Consider the following 16,921-nt stretch of genomic DNA (forward strand, 5'->3'; position numbering starts at 1 on the left):
TCATGGTATTCCCTCCATTCCTTGCCAGTCGTCTACGGTTGTCTCTCTCTTGGAACGTCGTTATGCTAGAAAGAACTAGTTAACGAGGAGGACATTTTTGATTATGACATTATCTAATTATTATACAGTAAAAGAAAACGGTTTCCACGAAATCATTATCCAAAAGTCTCGATTCATCACTTATTTAGCTCGCGCAACGACGGAAGAACAAGCCCAGGCGTTCATTTCCGAGCTGAAAAAAAAACATCACGATGCGAACCATAACTGCTCCGCCTACGTCATCGGTGAGCGTAATGAGATTCAAAAAGCGAATGATGACGGTGAACCAAGCGGAACAGCTGGTGTTCCGATGCTCGAAGTCTTGAAGAAGCGTGACTTACGCGATACGGTCGTCGTCGTGACAAGGTATTTCGGCGGCATCAAGCTCGGTGGTGGTGGATTGATTCGCGCATATGGTTCGAGTGTCTCTGAAGCATTGAACGCAGTCGGTGTCGTCGAACGAATCGAGCATACCGTCATTTCTGTCAACGTCGACTACACATGGCTTGGAAAGCTCGAGAACGAATTACGAGCGAGTGTTCATCCGATTGATCAGATCCATTACCTCGATCAAGTCCAGATCGACGTCCTCGTCAAAACAGCCGATGTCCCCGATTTTCTCGACTGGATGACAAACATGACGAACGGTCAAGCCAATTTGTCAAGCGGCTCTACTCGTTACCTCGAACGTGACATTATTTCCTGACCTGCTATACTGATTGTAAAGAATTTTAAAGTTTTTTAAAAATTCAGTTAAAGTTAGGAGTTAATAAAGGTGGAAGAGCGAACCCGCAGTAATAAAAAAAAGATAAAGAAAAAACGTTCGTGGTTCAAGGTGTTCGTGATCAGTTTTCTGGTCGTGCTCGTCGGTGGAGGTGCGACCTTCGCTTACGTCGCGTATAAGACGTTCCAGACTGCAAACGATGCGAATGTCGATTTAGCGCGCGGTGACAAGTCCGAGAAACGAGAAGCAGCCATTGATTTGACGAAAGATCACTTTTCCGTTCTGCTCGTCGGGACGGATGAACGACCTGGCGACACCTCATCCCGTGCTGATACAATGATTGTCGCGACATTCAACAAGGACGATCAAACCGTTGATATGGTCAGCATTCCCCGTGATTCACTCGTCGAGATCCCTTCTGTCGGTTACGAGGATAAAATCAATCACTCTTATGCCTTTGGTGGCATCGATTCAACGATTGAAACGGTCGAGACGTTGCTCGATATTCCAATCGATTATTATGCATCGATCAACTTCAATGGTGTCGTCGCGATAGTCGACGCATTAGGCGGCATCGATGTCGATGTCAAGTTACCGATCGATACACTCGACTCATCCGATAAGCGCAATGGCGTTAAATTGGAACCGGGTCAACAGACGTTGAACGGCGAGGAAGCACTCGCCTATGCCCGAATGCGTTATCAAGATCCTGAAGGAGATATTGGTCGGACAAAACGTCAACAACAGATCGTCGAAGCCATCGTTGATCAGTCGACATCGTTCGGTTCAATCACCAAACTAAATACCCTGATGGACGCGACGGGAGACAATTTCCGGACGAACATGTCGTTGACGGAAGCGTTCCAACTGCAACCGTTCATCAAAAAAATCGGTTCCATCAACCGGATCGATCTTAAAGGAACGGACACGAAAATTAACGGGGTCTATTACTACCAGCTTGATCAAACTTCATTGGCTGACGCGAAGACGACATTGAAGGAACAACTCAATTTGCCAATTGATGAGACGACAGACAGCATCACGTCGGAGGCTGCAGATGATTCGTTCACTCCAAGCAACTGATCATGCGTCACTACTGGAAGTACAACGTCGCGCTTATCAGATAGAAGCCGCATTACTCAATGCGACTGATTTCCCGCCCTTACACGAAACGATCGATGAGATCGACGTTGAAGCGCCGATCGGTTTCGTTTACGTCATTGATGACGACATTGTTGGTGCTGTTACGATTAATGACGAGACGATCACTCGACTCGTCGTGGATCCGCCATACTTCCGTCAAGGAATCGCACAATCTTTGCTGCATCACGTGATGGAGCGACATCAGACAAGACACGTCATGACCGGTGCACGTAATCTGCCAGCGCTTTCGCTCTACACTCGTTTCGGCTTCACGGAAGTCCGGCGCGAGTGGCGTAGCGGGATCGAACTTGTCTTTTTGATGCGCACCTGACTTTTAGGAACAACAAAGAAGCAGTAGACACCGGGTCTACTGCTTCTTTGTTGTTTAGAAGAAAAGAAATCCGAGAGCGGCTCCGATTAACACGATTCGTAACGGCGACTGTTTATAAAAACGAAGTAAACAGAACAAACCGAAGGCAATCAAGAAATCAAGACCACTCTTGATGCTTGACGTAAAGATTGGATCATAAAGAGCGGCAAGCAAGATACCAACGACGGCAGCATTGACGCCAATCAACATGCGTCCGACTGCTTGATTCTTCCGAATACGATCCCAGTACGGTAAAACACCGATGACGAGTAGGAATCCTGGCAGGAAGATGGCGAGCGTCGCAAGAAGACCGCCGGATACACCAGAGACGATCGTACCGAGATACGTCGCGAACGTAAAGAGTGGACCCGGTACCGCCTGTGCAGCAGCGTAACCAGCAAGGAACGTATCCGTGTTCATCAGCCCAGGTACGAGTGTCTGCTCAAGGAATGGCAAGACGACATGTCCGCCACCAAAAACAAGGGCACCAGCACTGTACATGATACTCGTCAGTTGGACGGTTCCCGTCGCAGATTGCGCGAGAAACGGTGTGACGGCAAGTAAGACGAAGAATAAGACGAGTGCCGTGATGCTAAGTAGGCGTGGTACGCGAATCGACAAGGATCCACCCGTCTCCGTCTCTTCTTTGAACCAGAAGAACGCAAGAAGACCTGCGAGCAACAAGACACCGACTTGCGCCAATGGATGTGCGATCAAGAGTACGCCTGCTAGCGCTAGGAGCATCAACGTCATCCGTTTGACGCCTGTCGCAAGTTTCATTCCCATGCCAAGGACGGCGTCAGCAACGATTGCGACAGCGACGAGTTTCAAGCCATGAATGAATCCGGTTTCCGCGACATCGAATTGTGCCGCAAGAATCGCGAATAGAATCAAAGCGATACTCGATGGCAACGTAAAGCCGACGAAGGAAATGATCGCCCCTGCTACACCTCCACGGATCAGACCGATTCCCATTCCGACCTGACTCGAAGCGGGACCCGGTAGGAATTGACAGAGTGCAACTAAGTCAGCATAGGCTTTCTCATCAATCCATTTTTTCCGTTTGACATATTCCTCATAAAAATATCCGAGATGGGCGACCGGACCACCGAATGATGTCAATCCGAGCTTAAATGATACAAGAAAGATTTCAATTAAACGATGCATGTTTCACCTCCATCCTTCATTCTACACAAAATATGTTAAGTTCCTGTGAACTTCAACGGTTTTTCTTTCCATAAGTCCCTTTTCGCCACAATTTCTCCATGGGACCTTGTGGATGAGACTGGAGATATCTGTTTGAAGCAACACCTTGTGCGATCAAAATTAGGAAAACGAGTAACAGTCCTTGCCATAACGGTGTCGTTCCATGTTGTCCACTGAAGAAAACGAACACGGTAAAGACGACTGTATGCATCAAATAATTCGTCAATGCCATCCGTCCCAGTCCAGCAAACCATTGCATGCGCCCAGCACGAACGAGTAGCGCGACGGCACAAGCATAGGTGATTGCAAGCGTGCGTCCTGAGAGCCAGACGTAAAATAAATTGATTGATCCGTCTGGTACGTCAGCATGCGCCTGTATGATTCCAGCAAATGATGGAAGTGTCAGGAGTAAACTAATTCCAAGCGTCCACCACAGGAAACGATTCGTCGGGGGCGCTGCGCTGAAGCGTTCCATCAAATAGGCTCCAATCAAGAACAGGGATAAAATTTCTGGCCAAATGACACCAGAATTCATGAGGGCTTCCGGTAATTGAACTGTCGCGTGATGTGATAAAAATCCGAGGAGATCGCGCGATGCGACGAACGACTGAAGTGTCTTATCCAGCTCGACGACGGGAGCGTCGCCAAATTGACGAGCCCCAAAGAAAATAAGTAGATAGAGCAGAATGGCATAGATTTGAAATGCTATCGCAAACAAGAGTTTCGTGACAGGCTTTGTTTTGGCGAACAATAACAAAATGAAGCCCGTCAACGCATACGTATGTAAAATATCTCCCTGCCAGACGAGCAGGTGCAAAAGACCAATGATGAGCAGAATTCCGAGCCGCCTTGCGAAGATCGTCATCGGTAGACCACGTTGTCGCAACCGATTGATGAACAGATAAAAACCGGCTCCAAAAAGAACACTAAACAGGGTATAGAATTTCGTCTGGATGAAGAGATCGAAAATGAGACGAATCGATTGATCCATCTCCCCCATCATCGCATTCGGTCGATCACCGAGAAAACTCGGCATGTTGACGAATAAAATCCCGCATAATGCAAAACCACGCAACACATCCAAATAGACGATGCGTTGATTCAATGATTGATTCATTCCAACACTCCCTTTCTGAAAAAAGACCGCTCACACGGATGAGCGGTCTTTTTTGATATACGTTATTTCGATGTAAAACGTTCCAACAAATTCAACAATGGTCGATAACGTTCGCCAAGCAAACCGAGCGACTCGACGAGAATGTCAAGAACGAGCAATAACATGACGAGTGAGACGAGGGCACCGATCGAATTCGTCTGCGAGAATAGAATCGCTGTCATCCCGAAGATGGCGCAGAGTCCATAGATGACGAGCACGGCTTGGCGCATCGTAAAGCCGAGATCAAGCAATCGGTGATGCAGATGGGCCTTATCCGGCGCAAATGGTGGTTTTCCTTGCAATACCCGTCGAACGATCGCAAACAACGTGTCGGAAATCGGGATCCCAAGCAAAATGACCGGAACCGCAAGCGAGAACAACGTCACGTTCTTGAATCCAAGGAGTGATAACACACCAAGCATATAGCCGAGGAACAAGGCACCAGTATCACCCATGAAAATCTTCGCTGGGTAGAAGTTATGAAACAGAAAACCGAACGTACTCATCAATAAGAGAATCGCGACGATCGTCACGTAGACGTTTCCTTGAATGACGGCAAGACTGATCAATGTCAACAAGACGATACTCGAGACACCCGCTGCTAATCCGTCTAATCCATCAATCAAGTTGACGGCATTCGTAATCCCGATGACCCAAAGGAACGTCAGCGGAACACTCCACCATCCGAGATATAACTGCTGGTCGAACGGTAGATTGATGAACTCGATCCGGATCCCACCGTTTAGGACGATGACGGCAGCAACGATTTGCCCCATCAGCTTCAAACGGGCATTGAGTTGGAATCGATCATCCAGTGCACCGGTCAAAATGATAACGAATCCACCGACTAAAATGTGCGTCGCATACGGACTCGAAGGTTGTAAGATAAAATAACCGATCATGAAGGCGATATAGATCGCTAATCCGCCAAGTCGCGGCATGATTCGGACGTGTACTTTTCGCGCGTCTGGACTGTCAACGGCACCGACTGCAATCGCAAAGCGTTTCACGACGGGTGTGATCAGTAAGGCGGCGATAAAACAGACGATGGACGCAGTCCATAACATAGTAACATCACGCTCCTGCGCGAATTATATCATAAAAAAAAAGAGCCGACGAGCGGCTCTTACATGAAGATCGGTACTTCAGCAGCTGGATCATATGTATAGATACCGCGCCCGACTTTTTTGATGGCAGGGTTTGCCTGTTCGACTTTCGCCATCAATTGGTAGATGTTACTAATTTGGTGACGGTAACGCAATTCAAGCTCCATTTGGATGTCACGTGCTGTCATCGATTCACGCTCGCGCATTAAATCGCTGATTTGGTGCACGTAGACTTCTAGCGGGTACCGTTGGTTGACGCGACGTTGTTTTAACGGACGCTCATGCGTGACGGCGACTTCTTGCGAATGTTCTCCCGTTCCACGGCTTAATTCCGAGATCAAATACTCGGCACGCCGCTGTAAACGACGGTATTCCTCTTCGATTTCCATTAGTTCGCGGTAGATGTGTTCACTGTTACCCATTCCTTGCCCCTCTTTCCTTTTTTATACATTAATGTTTCAATCGTGTTTCATTTGTATGTATTTTGAAATATTTTAAACTATAATTTGTCTTGATAATATATAATTTCTTTAATTATTTAATTATCCTGTAATATTTTCATATCCTTACCGATAAATTGGCTACACCTCATATTAACAGAAAGGAGTGAAAACGGAACATATAATTTCGATATTTAACTATTTTAATAATACTTAAGTTCTACTAATTCAATATATATCTTTCTTATTTTACCGAAAAGGAGACTGGAAATTTAATGGGCAAATTACCTAAAACACTTCGGACCGCGCTAGTACTTTCGTTGGTATCCGGTTGCTTCGCCTCTGCTTCTTCTACTGTATCGGCTGCTTCTGGTATAACCTTTACGAAAACTTCGTATCAGACGACGGATGCCTTGAATCTACGCAGTTCGAACTCGACGTCTTCTAAAAAGTTACTGACGATCCCGAAGACGACGAAAGTCGCGTCGAGCTATCGAAAAGGCTCTTGGTATAAGTTGTCATATAAAGGAAAGACGGGATATGTGACCGGATCTTATCTGAAGAAAATCGAGAGTGGCACTTCTTTTTCGAAGACGTCTTATAAGACGACGGATGCGCTATCCTTACGTAGTGCCGCAACGACATCTTCTACTCGATTACTGACGATTCCTAAGGGAGCCGGTGTACAATCAAGTTTCAAAAGCGGGAATTGGTACAAAGTGACCTATGCAAATAAGACCGGTTATGTTTCTGGTTCGTATTTAAAGAAAGTGACCACACCAGCCAAAACAACGGTCTATACGACGACGGATCGCTTGAATTTCCGTTCGTCTCCTTCGACATCCGGAAAAGTCCTGACGACGATTCCAAGTGGAACTGCTGTCAATTCCCTCGCCGTTAAATCGAATTGGCACACGGTCCAGTACCAAGGGAAAACGGGGTATGTCATGGGAACGTACCTGAAAAAAGGGACTTCCGTTCCTGCCTCGACGACTGGAAACGTCGATTATAGTGGTTCAAAGATGTATGTGTTGATCCCGTCAGGCAATAGTGTCGCGCTTCGTGCGAGCGCGTCGACGCTCAGTGGTCAAATCGCCCGTCTTGGACGCGGTACTCCTGTCGTCGTCACGAATTCGCGTCATCAAACAAAAGGGTTCGTTGCTGTCAGGACAGCAAGTGGTCAAAGCGGTTATGTCGATGCGACATATCTGACGTTGTTCCAACCGGCACCATCGAACCGTCCACTTCTCGTCCTTGATCCGGGTCACGGCGGACACGACGCAGGTGCAGTTCGTTACGGCGTTGCTGAACGCGACATCGTCCTTGCTGTCACGAAACAAGTCGCCGAGCGTCTTGCCGGAAAAGTCGATGTGACGATGTCGCGTTATACGAACGACTACTACCCGTCACTCGGAGAGCGGAGTGCCCTTACGAACAGTCATGCAACGACTGCTTTCGTCAGTGTCCACATCAATGCTTCCACAAGTACGCAAGCATACGGAGCAGAGACCTTCTACTATAAAGGAGCCTCTTCGATCAACCTCGCTCGTAACGTCCAACAACGCCTCGTCTCATACGCTGGCATGCGCGACCGAAGCGTCCACTATGCAAACTATGCCGTCATTCGTGGTACGAAAGCACCGTCGATTCTAGCGGAACTCGGTTTTCTCTCGAACAGCGCGGATCGTGCTAAACTGACGAACGCATCGTATCAGTCACGTTACGCGCAAGCAATCGCGGACGGCATTCTCGCCTCACTTTAAATCAACGCCATATCAAAAAAGGATCGCTCAGGGAAGCGATCCTTTTTGCATACACATAACTTTCAAGGAATGTCCTTCACCATCAGGGAATGGTTCAGACAAGGGAGCGACTAGCGAGGATTTGCTCAAGGGATAGCAAATCTGTCGAATCGACACGATAGTCTGCCTCATGGAGTGCCGACTCCGGTCCAACTCCGACGGCATACATGCCGGCAGCGTGGATGGCAGTGATGCCAGCTGTCGCATCTTCTACACCGATGCAACGGCTCGGTTCGACGTCGAGTGCTTCTGCAGCACGGAGAAACACTTCAGGGTGTGGTTTCGATTGTGCAACGGTCGCAGCGTCTACGATGTCATCGAAATAGTGTCGGACCTTTAGTGCCTCGACGACCATCAGCGCATTTTTAGAGGCGGACGCCATTCCGATCTTCAGCCCAGCGTTTCGGATTTCATCGAGGAATGCAGTGATTCCAGGAAGAAGATCCTGTTCAGAAATATGTTGGATCAATGTGACGTAGTGTTCATTTTTCTTCGCAGCAAGTGCTAGCTTCTCTTCCTCCGAAAAAGCGTTCTGTTTTCCACCGAGCGCAAGGATACGCCCGAGTGAATCCATCCGGCTGACACCTTTTAATGTCTCATTGAATTCCCGGTCGAACGGGATATCCAAATCCTCTCCAAGTTGTTTCCACGCTAAGTAGTGATACTCTGCTGTATCGGTAATTACGCCGTCTAAATCAAAAATGACCGCTTCGATCGTTGGTGCCATCCGACATCCATCCTTTCTTCCATCGTCCATGAAAGGCAAGAAATCGAATGACTTTGCGCAAACGATTGCACTTGCCTTATGAATAATTTTACTGGTTCTTCCGAATCTTTGCAAGCGTTATCAAATATTTCTGATTTTCTATTTTTAAGCGCGAAACACGTTAATTTTGATAACGCTTTCAATTTTAAGGGAATGTTTTACTTATTTCGTTCTTTACTATTCGTTTTACATTTTTTAACTGCTATAATGAATCTCATAGCATATGAGGGAGTGACGAAGATGTTTCAACGTGTTAAACAGTTGTTGAATGATCAAAGTCGAAGAATTCATCGTTATGAAAAAATCGTAACGACGATCAATAGCCTAGAACGAGAAATGGAACAAACATCCGATCAAGCGTTACGTGAATTGACCGCCTCATTACGTGAGCGGCTACAAGCCGGGGAACGAATCGATGCAATCACACCAATGGCATTCGCCCTTGTCCGAGAAGCGAGTAAACGAACGCTCGGCTTACGGCATTACGATGTGCAGCTCATGGGCGGTCTGGCGTTACTTGAAGGACAAATCGCCGAGATGGCGACCGGTGAAGGAAAGACGCTCGTTGCTTCACTCGCGAGCTTCACTCAGGCGCTTCACGGAAAAGGTGTCCACGTCATTACCGTCAATGAGTATCTGGCACAACGCGATGCGGAGCAAATCGGTCAGATTCACCGATTTTTAGGGTTGCAGGTCGGAATCAATTCCGCTGAAGCTACGTTTGAGGAAAAACGGATCGCCTACGCAGCAGACATTACATACGGTGTCGGAACTGAATTCGGGTTCGATTACCTGCGCGATCATCTGATCATGGAGCCGACGGAACGTCTGCAACGTCCGCTTCATTTCGCCTTGATCGACGAAGTCGATAGCATTTTAATCGATGAAGCGAAAACGCCACTCATCATGGCGGAACGAGACAGTGTCCACGAAGGGTTACAGCAACTCGTCCGTCATGTCGTCCAGACATTCGAAGACGAGCGGGATTATACGTTCGACGAAGAGATTAAAGCGGTCGCCTTGACTGACCATGGGATCGAGACGATCGAGGAGGCGTTTGCGATTGATCATCTGTTCGCTGCTGAGCACTCCGTCCTTTTCCATTACGTCATTCAAGCCTTACGTGCCCATGTCGTCCTCAAGCGAGATGTCGACTATATCGTCAAGGATCAAAAAATCGCGCTCGTCGACCTCTTCACAGGTCGTCTGATGGAAGGACGCAGTCTATCCGACGGGTTACATCAGGCACTTGAAGCAAAAGAAGGTGTTCCCGTCACGGAAGAGAACCGGACGACGGCACAAATCACGATTCAGCATTATTTCCGTCTTTATCATCAGGTGGCAGGAATGACGGGTACAGCGGCGACGTCACGGGAGGAGTTTCAAAAGACGTACGGCATGGATGTCGTGACGATTCCATCGAACCGTCCGAAAATCCGGATCGATGCGGAGGACGTCATCTTTGCGACGCGTGACGAAAAATTAGAAGCGATCGCGCTGGCGACGAAATCGGCACACGTCACGGGACGACCAGTTCTGATCGGTACTTCATCGATTGAACAATCCTTACGCGTCGCGAAGACACTTGATGCACACGGACTTACCTACGAGATCCTGAACGCAAAAACCGTCGACCAAGAAGTTCGGATCATCGCTTCAGCCGGACAAGCCGGTCGAATCACGATCGCAACGAACATGGCTGGTCGCGGAACGGATATCTTACTTGATGAAACGGCACAACAACAAGGCGGTTTGTTCGTCATCGGAACGGAACGCCATGAATCGATCCGGATCGATAACCAACTCCGTGGTCGGGCAGGTCGCCAAGGCGATCCCGGATTGACACAATTTTATCTCTCACTCGAAGATGAACTGCCTCGTCGTTTCGCGCGCGACCGTCTCGCACGCGTGCAACAAAAAGTACGGGATGCTTCCGGTCCATTGGCTTCACGTGACGTTCGGGATCTATTGCAGTTCGCTCAGTCGACGTGTGAATCCGTCAATCGGAGTGTTCGAGATGAACTCGTCCAGCTCGAAGAAGTCATCAGCGAACAACGGCAAGCAATCTATCATCTCCGCAACAGAATCGTTGATGCGACGTCACTCGAAGACATCGTCCAACCGTTTGCCGGACGTGTCTTGCCGTCGATCATCGACCAAACGCTTTCTGACGATCTCGTCCCGGAAGAATGGCCGCTGTCTCTCGTCACGACGGAACTCGAGCAACTGTTACATCAACCGGTCACGTTAGAACGACTGGAAACGATCGACGAGATGAAACGCCAACTTGAACCGCTGATTGCTGACACTGAAGCCTTGCTCGTTGCCCATGTTGCGGCTGAAAAAGAGACCGTCAAACGCTTCATCCTCCTTGCACTCGATGAGCAATGGACGCGCCACTTAACAGCCATGAACAGCTTAAAAGAAGGAATCCACCTCCGGAGTTACGGACAAGAACAACCGGTCCGCATCTTCGAACGGGAAGGCATGGATTACTTCGAATATGCCATTGCGAGTTTCGAAAAGCAGGTCCTTTCTGGCATCTGCCGCGTCGAACAGACATACGATAGCGAAGGAGAACTGAACCATGCACACGTCGAATGAAGTGTTTCGTCCCCCACTCTATTTCACGGAGGACATGCCGATCGTCAAGGAAGACGAATACGTCTTTCGTCACGTCGCGAAACAACTACCTGAGTTACAGGTCAATCAGATGGCGATCCATCTGTTTCAAGTCTTATCGCGTCGTCCGCTTCAAGTCATCGCCTTGTTCCAAAACACGTTGTCTCGGTCGTTCCATCTGAATGATCTTGTCATCCTTGCGCTCTCCGGTGACGAACTCGTCGCTCGGAAAGTCCTCAGTATCGAAGAAGTTCCCGTCATACTTCCGATGGCGACGTTGCCACTCTGGTTGACGTTCGAAGAAGATGATTGTTTCGTCGACCTCGAGCAGTTGACGGAGCCATTGCAGCTCGTCTTCTCAAGTGAGACGCTGACCGAGCTGTTCATCGACGAAGACTTCACGGAATCGGAACGACGCATCATCCGTCAAGTCGCTTATTCGCACCCGACACCCCCAGCAGATGGCTGGTCTCTCTTACCGGTCTCGATCATGCGCGAGCCGGATACTGTGACCGCGACCGTCCTTGTCCGTAATGCCAGCGATCAGACACTGACGCTCGAGGCGCTGGCGTTCGAATTGATGAATGACGAGACGCCACTCGCAGACGTCATCCATCCTGGATTGTCCTTACCCGCTCATAGCCAACATGCGATTCGTCTCCGTTTCTCCTGCACCGCAACAGATGTTCCTGCATTCGGTCTCCGTTATCTTCCTCCCTCTTCCTAAAAAAACGTCTCGGCACACAAGATGCCGAGACGTTTTACTTATCCTTTTAAGAGTCCGATGACGCGGACGTTGATCGCTTTTGGTTGGAACGCAAGCATGTTTTCCATGTCTTGCGCAATCCGTTCTTGGACTTTTCCAGCTGTCTTGATGATCGACATGCCGTATTTGATATGCACGGACAGACTGACCGTGATGTCGCCACCGACATCTTCGACTTTTACGAGTTTGACCATCTGTTTTTCCTGCAGTTTCGAATCATCTGCTGTAAAGGCGATGCCTTCCGTTTCTTGAACAGCTACCCCTGCGATGACCTCGATGACTTGTTGCGAGACGTTCACGACACCGTCCGCATTATTTAAATTATATGACATACCTTCCACGCCCTTCGTCTAGTAATCCATCTATCTTAAAGTGTAATGCATTCCGCCTTATTTTGAAAGGTCTTCCCGTTTCTCGACGATCGGGCGAATGTCAATCTCAATCAAAGGACGGAGGACACGGACGACGAGTGGGTGTATGATGATACCAACGATCAACAAGGCGACGCCAATCATGATCAGTAAAGCGAGCCACGGTTGCGGTACGAATGCATCCGTCACATATTGACGCCACGCCATGACGAAGAAGACATGGAGTAGATAGACGTAGAGGCTGAGTTCCCCAGCTCGTGTGATGAGCGGAAGACGACGCATCGGGATCAACATCATGAAACCGAGCGAGGCCGCGATCGACAAGACATAGATGACGCTATGCTTGAGTACACCAATCCACGTGTCACTGTCATACTGTTCAGCGTACGGGAAACGATGCTTGAAGGCATTCGCGAAATCGACGATCTCTTGCGGTGTGTCACGCCACGCCTCGAACAATAAGAAGCCCATGACGGCTGCGAACGTCACACCACCAATCAAGCGGACGTTCATCCGGCGCTTGAAGTTCTTCGGCATCTCGAAGATGCGGATGAATTCGTGTTCCGATAGGTAGTTCCCGAGCAAGAAATACGGATAGAACATGATCAGCTTCCGAAGTGCCAAGAATCCCGTGTTCTCGAGTTCGAATCCATACAGCAAGGCGAAGGCAAGACCGAACCAGACATATCCACGCAAGTGAACGACATACGGCGTCACGATATACCAGACGACCATGACGAACAGATACCAAAGTGCCCAGTAGGGACGTAGGAGATGCGTACCGATGTTTTCACCAGAAAAGAGCGGCAATCCTTCTCCAAGCGTCGCCCAAGATCCAATTAAGATTTGCCAGACACAGTAGACGGCAAATAGTTGGATGACACGTAAATACTTGTTTTCGCGGAAGAAATAACCGCTTAAAATAATGAATAATGGCATATGAAACGAGTAAATCAACAGATAAACCGTCTCAAGCAACTTTCCGTCATAATCAAACCGTAAATCCGTCAGCATGTGACCAATGACGACGAAAATGACAAGAAAACCTTTGATATTATCAAACCACGGATTCCGATTCATGTTACACTACCCCTTATACTCCCTCGAAAGGAACGAATGTTTATGAAAAAGACACTCCTGATTCTATCTGTCGTCTTGAACGTCGTTCTCCTTGCATTGTTACTGGGACGTAAACCGCTCGAACTATTCGAAAGCGTCTTACCTGCAACGAGTACGACTCCAGTCACGACCTTCCAATACGATAAGAACCCGAACTATGTCCGTCTGAATAGTCTATTCCATACTTATCAATACCCAAAATCAGCGAACGCTGTCATGTTAGGCGACTCGATGACGAATTTTGCTGATTGGCGTATCTTGATGGAAGACCCGACGATCGTGAATTTCGGGATTCCTGGTGATACGACAGAAGGCTTTTTGACCCGACTCGACTTGATCATCGAGATGAAACCAAAACGCGTCTTCCTGATGGGTGGTATCAATGATATTCGTCACTATACACCGATTCCGCAAATCACTGAGAACATGACGACGATTGTGACGACACTTCGAAAAAATAACATCGACGTCGTCATTCAGTCAACCGTTCCTGTCGCACCGAAGTATTCGGATTCCGTCCGAATCAATCGGGACGTCGAAGCGTTGAACCGAAATTTACAAAACCTTGCTCAATCGGTGGATGTTCCATTTGTTGATCTACGACCTGTCTTGACGAATAAACAGGGATACCTGCAAAATCGGATGACGTACGATGGACTCCATCTCGTCGGTGGCGGTTACCTGCGCTGGAGTGATGCGCTGAAACCCTATGCGCTGAAAACCGATTTGACAGCAAATAACTAAACGAAAAAGCGGCTCATCCCGATTTCCGGGATGAGCCGCTTTCGATTATTAGTCTTCTTGGTTTTTGACACCCATGTACGCTGCGACGCTCGATGCTGAGAAAACTGCAACGGCAACGATACCGACAGCAATCCAAATCACTTGATCCATCATTTCTTTATATCCCCCTTTATGTAACCGCTCACTTCTACATTTAGCGTACACGAATTTCGTCAAGAAAGAAACACATTTTCCATGTCTAATGACTAGACGATTCGGGAAAAAGTAACTATAGTAGAAGGACAACTACAAATTGTCAGAAAATTCGATTATTTAACAAGGAGGTGTTTCTGATGGCCACTTCATTGCTTACGCCGAAAGTGACGTTACGACATCGAAGTACTCTCAACTTTGGATATTGGCTTGTCATCGGATGCATAGGATGGGTGATGCTTGCCCTCGTCACGAATGTTGGTACCGTTCTTGGTCGTCTTCCTTTATATGAAAGCATTCCCCTCGCCATCCTTGTACTTGGCCTCACAGGTGTCGTACTAAAAATGGCGCGTGACGAGTGGTGGATTCGTTATCTTGAACGTCAGACCCAGTATTACATCGGACACGAAACCGTGACCGGTTGGTGTACCACGATTGATAGCATGTGGCTGATCCGTAAGACGATGCGCCGTGAACTTCGCCTGCTCTACCGACAACTTGCCAAGACGAAAGCATCGGAAGAAGTGAAACAGACGCTCGCCCTCCAGCTCGTCGAGCGTGGTGTGCTCATCGTCTATTCTCGACCAAAAAGCGATCATCCTGCTTGAAACGAAAAGAGGACTGCCCCATCATCTTCTATGAAAGAAGTAGATGGGACAGCCCTTTTTTTACTGTTTCAGCCAATCCGTTGCTGCTTCAATCGTTGGCATGACAAGTTGGTGACCATAATTCGACCACGTGACGTCGACTGATGCACCGGCTTGCTTCAAGAGTGCTGATAACTCTTCTGTTTCCTGAGCCGGACAGATTGGGTCATTGCTACCAGCGCCGATGAAGACACGAACGCTTGATAAGTCCGGTAACGTCACACCGCGACGTGGTACCATCGGATGCAGTAAGATGGCTTGTTTAAAGAGGGCTTCTTCAAACAACATGTTCGCCGCGATGTTCGCCCCGTTCGAGTATCCGACTGGAATCAGACGATCGAGCGCGAAGTCACGCTCCGCTGCCTGATCACGTAAAAACTGAATTAAACGTGCTGTCCGTAAAGCGAGATCTTCTTCATCGAAGACGCCTTCCGCGAGTCGTTTGAAGAATCGTGGCATCCCGTTTTCCGAGACTTCCCCGCGGACGGACAAGTAGCCTGCTTCCGAATCGAGCAACGAGACGAGTCCGACGAGATCTTGTTCCGTTCCGCCTGTGCCATGTAAGAATAAAAAGATCGGTGCGTCTGCTGTTTTTGGTGCTTGGTATAAATGAATCATACGAGTCTCCCCTTCGGTACAGTAATAGGTGTTACATGATTTGTGATTGCACTGCGATGTGCTTCGAATTGTTCCGGTAACTTCAAGTCTTCTCCGAGCATCTCGAACGCTTCATCGATTGCGAATCCTGGATTGTCGGTCGCAATTTCATGGAGGATCCGACCGCGGTCATGGAAGTAGATCGATGTGAAGTAATTGCGGTCCTTCACTTCAGTCGTCAGCAAACCGAACGCGTTGATGGCGTTCATCCAGTCGAGTTGTTCCTTTTGATCCGTTGCCCGCCACGCGATATGGTGAACCGTTCCCGTTCCCGGACGACCAACTGGCATTTGACCATGAACGACATCAACGACATTCCCGAACTCGCCTTCTGCGATGTACCGGTCAACGGTTTCCGTCCGTTTGCTGAGTGTCAGGCCGAATGTGTCTGTCAGTAATTTTGCTGTGTCTGATGGATTCCGTGACAGTAACGTCGCTCCCGCGAATCCTTTAATCGCGACCTCATGTGTGATGCCGTCGATTTCATAGCGACTGTCTCGTCCTGCCTCGCGTTCGACGAGTTCAATTTGAAGACCATGTGGATCTTCGAAGGCGATCTGCTGCTCTCCGAATCGAACCGTCTCTACAAACGAGACGTTTTTTTCTGTCAGCCGCGCTTTCCAAAAATCTGCTGCACCGACCGGAATCGCGTACGCTGTCGTTCCGACTTGTCCGGCACCGACTTTCCCTTTTGCCATGCCTTTAAACGGAAAGAACGTGATGATCGTTCCCGGTGCTCCGGATTCGTTTCCAAAATAGAAGTGGTATGTTCCTGGATCATCAAAGTTGACCGTTTTTTTGACGAATCGTAGTCCGAGAATGGTTCCGTAAAAATCGAGATTTTCTTGTGGATCGCCGACCATTGCTGAGATATGATGGATGCCTTGCGTTTTCATATGATGCGTTCCTCCTTCAGTCGTATCTATTAACACAATAATAGTAACTAAAGAACAAAAAGTAAACTAATAAGCCTTTCCTCGTTTTTTCTGGAACCTTTATCCAATTTAAACCGTAGGACACTAGGTAACAATGGTACACTTGTCGTGCAACA

Annotated in this window: 17 protein-coding genes; 8 read left to right on the forward strand and 9 right to left on the reverse strand. The window is 48.3% G+C overall.

Features of this window, described 5'->3' with window-relative positions:
- Nucleotides 1–103: 103 nt before the first annotated feature.
- From KNQ11_RS09875 to KNQ11_RS09885, 3 genes are all read left to right on the forward strand, one after another.
- The gene (locus tag KNQ11_RS09875) at nt 104–745 is read left to right on the forward strand and encodes a YigZ family protein (protein WP_214771349.1); all 642 of its coding nucleotides are present in this window, start codon (nt 104–106) and stop codon (nt 743–745) included.
- Nucleotides 746–880: 135 nt separating this feature from the next.
- Nucleotides 881–1,846, forward strand: a complete 966-nt coding sequence (locus tag KNQ11_RS09880; RefSeq protein ID WP_353049752.1) for an LCP family protein — start codon at nt 881–883, stop codon at nt 1,844–1,846.
- Nucleotides 1,821–2,237 (forward strand): GNAT family N-acetyltransferase, encoded by a 417-nt coding sequence (locus KNQ11_RS09885; protein ID WP_214771375.1) that lies wholly within the window; start codon nt 1,821–1,823, stop codon nt 2,235–2,237. Before KNQ11_RS09880 ends, KNQ11_RS09885 begins: the two co-directional genes overlap by 26 nt.
- A gap of 54 nt (nt 2,238–2,291) precedes the next feature.
- Here KNQ11_RS09885 and chrA read toward each other — a convergent pair whose 3' ends face one another.
- From chrA to KNQ11_RS09905, 4 genes are all read right to left on the reverse strand, one after another.
- On the reverse strand, nt 2,292–3,443 hold the full coding sequence (gene chrA / locus KNQ11_RS09890) for a chromate efflux transporter (RefSeq protein WP_214771378.1): 1,152 nt from the start codon (nt 3,441–3,443) through the stop codon (nt 2,292–2,294).
- Nucleotides 3,444–3,495: 52 nt separating this feature from the next.
- Nucleotides 3,496–4,599, reverse strand: coding sequence for a DUF418 domain-containing protein (locus KNQ11_RS09895; protein ID WP_214771381.1), 1,104 nt, complete (start codon nt 4,597–4,599; stop codon nt 3,496–3,498).
- A 62-nt stretch (nt 4,600–4,661) separates the two neighbouring features.
- Nucleotides 4,662–5,705 (reverse strand): glycosyltransferase family 4 protein, encoded by a 1,044-nt coding sequence (locus KNQ11_RS09900; protein WP_029342543.1) that lies wholly within the window; start codon nt 5,703–5,705, stop codon nt 4,662–4,664.
- Between the two features lie 59 nt (nt 5,706–5,764).
- Nucleotides 5,765–6,166 carry a Rok-like winged helix domain-containing protein gene (locus KNQ11_RS09905; RefSeq protein WP_029342544.1) on the reverse strand — a complete coding sequence of 134 codons (402 nt, stop codon included), beginning with the start codon at nt 6,164–6,166 and terminating at the stop codon, nt 5,765–5,767.
- A 293-nt stretch (nt 6,167–6,459) separates the two neighbouring features.
- Here KNQ11_RS09905 and KNQ11_RS09910 point away from each other — a divergent pair, with 293 nt between their 5' ends.
- A complete protein-coding gene (locus KNQ11_RS09910; protein ID WP_214771384.1) occupies nt 6,460–7,947 on the forward strand; it encodes an N-acetylmuramoyl-L-alanine amidase family protein in 1,488 nt (495 codons plus the stop codon).
- Between the two features lie 94 nt (nt 7,948–8,041).
- On the opposite strand, the gene pgmB is transcribed toward KNQ11_RS09910, so the two are convergent.
- On the reverse strand, nt 8,042–8,713 hold the full coding sequence (gene pgmB, locus KNQ11_RS09915; RefSeq protein ID WP_214771387.1) for a beta-phosphoglucomutase: 672 nt from the start codon (nt 8,711–8,713) through the stop codon (nt 8,042–8,044).
- A gap of 279 nt (nt 8,714–8,992) precedes the next feature.
- On the opposite strand from pgmB, the gene secA2 reads away from it, so the two are divergent.
- On the forward strand, nt 8,993–11,356 hold the full coding sequence (gene secA2, locus KNQ11_RS09920; RefSeq protein ID WP_214771402.1) for an accessory Sec system translocase SecA2: 2,364 nt from the start codon (nt 8,993–8,995) through the stop codon (nt 11,354–11,356).
- Nucleotides 11,340–12,101 (forward strand): SLAP domain-containing protein, encoded by a 762-nt coding sequence (locus tag KNQ11_RS09925; protein ID WP_214771405.1) that lies wholly within the window; start codon nt 11,340–11,342, stop codon nt 12,099–12,101. The genes secA2 and KNQ11_RS09925 overlap by 17 nt, the downstream gene beginning before the upstream one ends.
- Nucleotides 12,102–12,139: 38 nt before the next feature.
- Here KNQ11_RS09925 and KNQ11_RS09930 read toward each other — a convergent pair whose 3' ends face one another.
- Together KNQ11_RS09930 and KNQ11_RS09935 are read right to left on the reverse strand one after the other, a co-directional pair.
- Entirely contained in the window at nt 12,140–12,472 is a 333-nt protein-coding gene (locus KNQ11_RS09930; protein WP_029342549.1) for an Asp23/Gls24 family envelope stress response protein, read from the reverse strand.
- Nucleotides 12,473–12,529: 57 nt separating this feature from the next.
- Nucleotides 12,530–13,591 (reverse strand): acyltransferase family protein, encoded by a 1,062-nt coding sequence (locus tag KNQ11_RS09935; RefSeq protein WP_064299377.1) that lies wholly within the window; start codon nt 13,589–13,591, stop codon nt 12,530–12,532.
- 42 nt (nt 13,592–13,633) lie between these two features.
- Here KNQ11_RS09935 and KNQ11_RS09940 point away from each other — a divergent pair, with 42 nt between their 5' ends.
- Both KNQ11_RS09940 and KNQ11_RS09945 read left to right on the forward strand, forming a co-directional pair.
- Nucleotides 13,634–14,374 carry an SGNH/GDSL hydrolase family protein gene (locus tag KNQ11_RS09940; RefSeq protein WP_050678748.1) on the forward strand — a complete coding sequence of 247 codons (741 nt, stop codon included), beginning with the start codon at nt 13,634–13,636 and terminating at the stop codon, nt 14,372–14,374.
- 332 nt (nt 14,375–14,706) lie between these two features.
- Nucleotides 14,707–15,174, forward strand: a complete 468-nt coding sequence (locus tag KNQ11_RS09945) for a hypothetical protein (RefSeq protein WP_133207725.1) — start codon at nt 14,707–14,709, stop codon at nt 15,172–15,174.
- Nucleotides 15,175–15,234: 60 nt separating this feature from the next.
- On the opposite strand, the gene KNQ11_RS09950 is transcribed toward KNQ11_RS09945, so the two are convergent.
- Nucleotides 15,235–15,831 carry an alpha/beta hydrolase gene (locus tag KNQ11_RS09950; protein WP_133207726.1) on the reverse strand — a complete coding sequence of 199 codons (597 nt, stop codon included), beginning with the start codon at nt 15,829–15,831 and terminating at the stop codon, nt 15,235–15,237.
- Entirely contained in the window at nt 15,828–16,766 is a 939-nt protein-coding gene (locus KNQ11_RS09955; protein ID WP_133207727.1) for a VOC family protein, read from the reverse strand. Before KNQ11_RS09955 ends, KNQ11_RS09950 begins: the two co-directional genes overlap by 4 nt.
- Nucleotides 16,767–16,921 lie beyond the last annotated feature (155 nt).

Origin of the sequence: Exiguobacterium sp. s39 (assembly GCF_018618925.1) — a bacterium.
GTDB classification, from domain to species: Bacteria; Bacillota; Bacilli; order Exiguobacteriales; family Exiguobacteriaceae; genus Exiguobacterium_A; species Exiguobacterium_A abrahamii.

What these genes read in the sequence shown, in the direction of transcription:
- KNQ11_RS09875 (WP_214771349.1), top strand. Translation starts at nt 104, where the DNA reads ATGACATTATCTAATTATTATACAGTAAAAGAAAACGGTTTCCACGAA.
- KNQ11_RS09885 (WP_214771375.1), top strand. Translation starts at nt 1,821, where the DNA reads ATGATTCGTTCACTCCAAGCAACTGATCATGCGTCACTACTGGAAGTA.
- chrA (WP_214771378.1), bottom strand. Translation starts at nt 3,443, where the DNA reads ATGCATCGTTTAATTGAAATCTTTCTTGTATCATTTAAGCTCGGATTG.
- KNQ11_RS09895 (WP_214771381.1), bottom strand. Translation starts at nt 4,599, where the DNA reads ATGAATCAATCATTGAATCAACGCATCGTCTATTTGGATGTGTTGCGT.
- KNQ11_RS09900 (WP_029342543.1), bottom strand. Translation starts at nt 5,705, where the DNA reads ATGTTATGGACTGCGTCCATCGTCTGTTTTATCGCCGCCTTACTGATC.
- KNQ11_RS09905 (WP_029342544.1), bottom strand. Translation starts at nt 6,166, where the DNA reads ATGGGTAACAGTGAACACATCTACCGCGAACTAATGGAAATCGAAGAG.
- KNQ11_RS09910 (WP_214771384.1), top strand. Translation starts at nt 6,460, where the DNA reads ATGGGCAAATTACCTAAAACACTTCGGACCGCGCTAGTACTTTCGTTG.
- pgmB (WP_214771387.1), bottom strand. Translation starts at nt 8,713, where the DNA reads ATGGCACCAACGATCGAAGCGGTCATTTTTGATTTAGACGGCGTAATT.
- secA2 (WP_214771402.1), top strand. Translation starts at nt 8,993, where the DNA reads ATGTTTCAACGTGTTAAACAGTTGTTGAATGATCAAAGTCGAAGAATT.
- KNQ11_RS09925 (WP_214771405.1), top strand. Translation starts at nt 11,340, where the DNA reads ATGCACACGTCGAATGAAGTGTTTCGTCCCCCACTCTATTTCACGGAG.
- KNQ11_RS09930 (WP_029342549.1), bottom strand. Translation starts at nt 12,472, where the DNA reads ATGTCATATAATTTAAATAATGCGGACGGTGTCGTGAACGTCTCGCAA.
- KNQ11_RS09935 (WP_064299377.1), bottom strand. Translation starts at nt 13,591, where the DNA reads ATGAATCGGAATCCGTGGTTTGATAATATCAAAGGTTTTCTTGTCATT.
- KNQ11_RS09940 (WP_050678748.1), top strand. Translation starts at nt 13,634, where the DNA reads ATGAAAAAGACACTCCTGATTCTATCTGTCGTCTTGAACGTCGTTCTC.
- KNQ11_RS09945 (WP_133207725.1), top strand. Translation starts at nt 14,707, where the DNA reads ATGGCCACTTCATTGCTTACGCCGAAAGTGACGTTACGACATCGAAGT.
- KNQ11_RS09950 (WP_133207726.1), bottom strand. Translation starts at nt 15,831, where the DNA reads ATGATTCATTTATACCAAGCACCAAAAACAGCAGACGCACCGATCTTT.
- KNQ11_RS09955 (WP_133207727.1), bottom strand. Translation starts at nt 16,766, where the DNA reads ATGAAAACGCAAGGCATCCATCATATCTCAGCAATGGTCGGCGATCCA.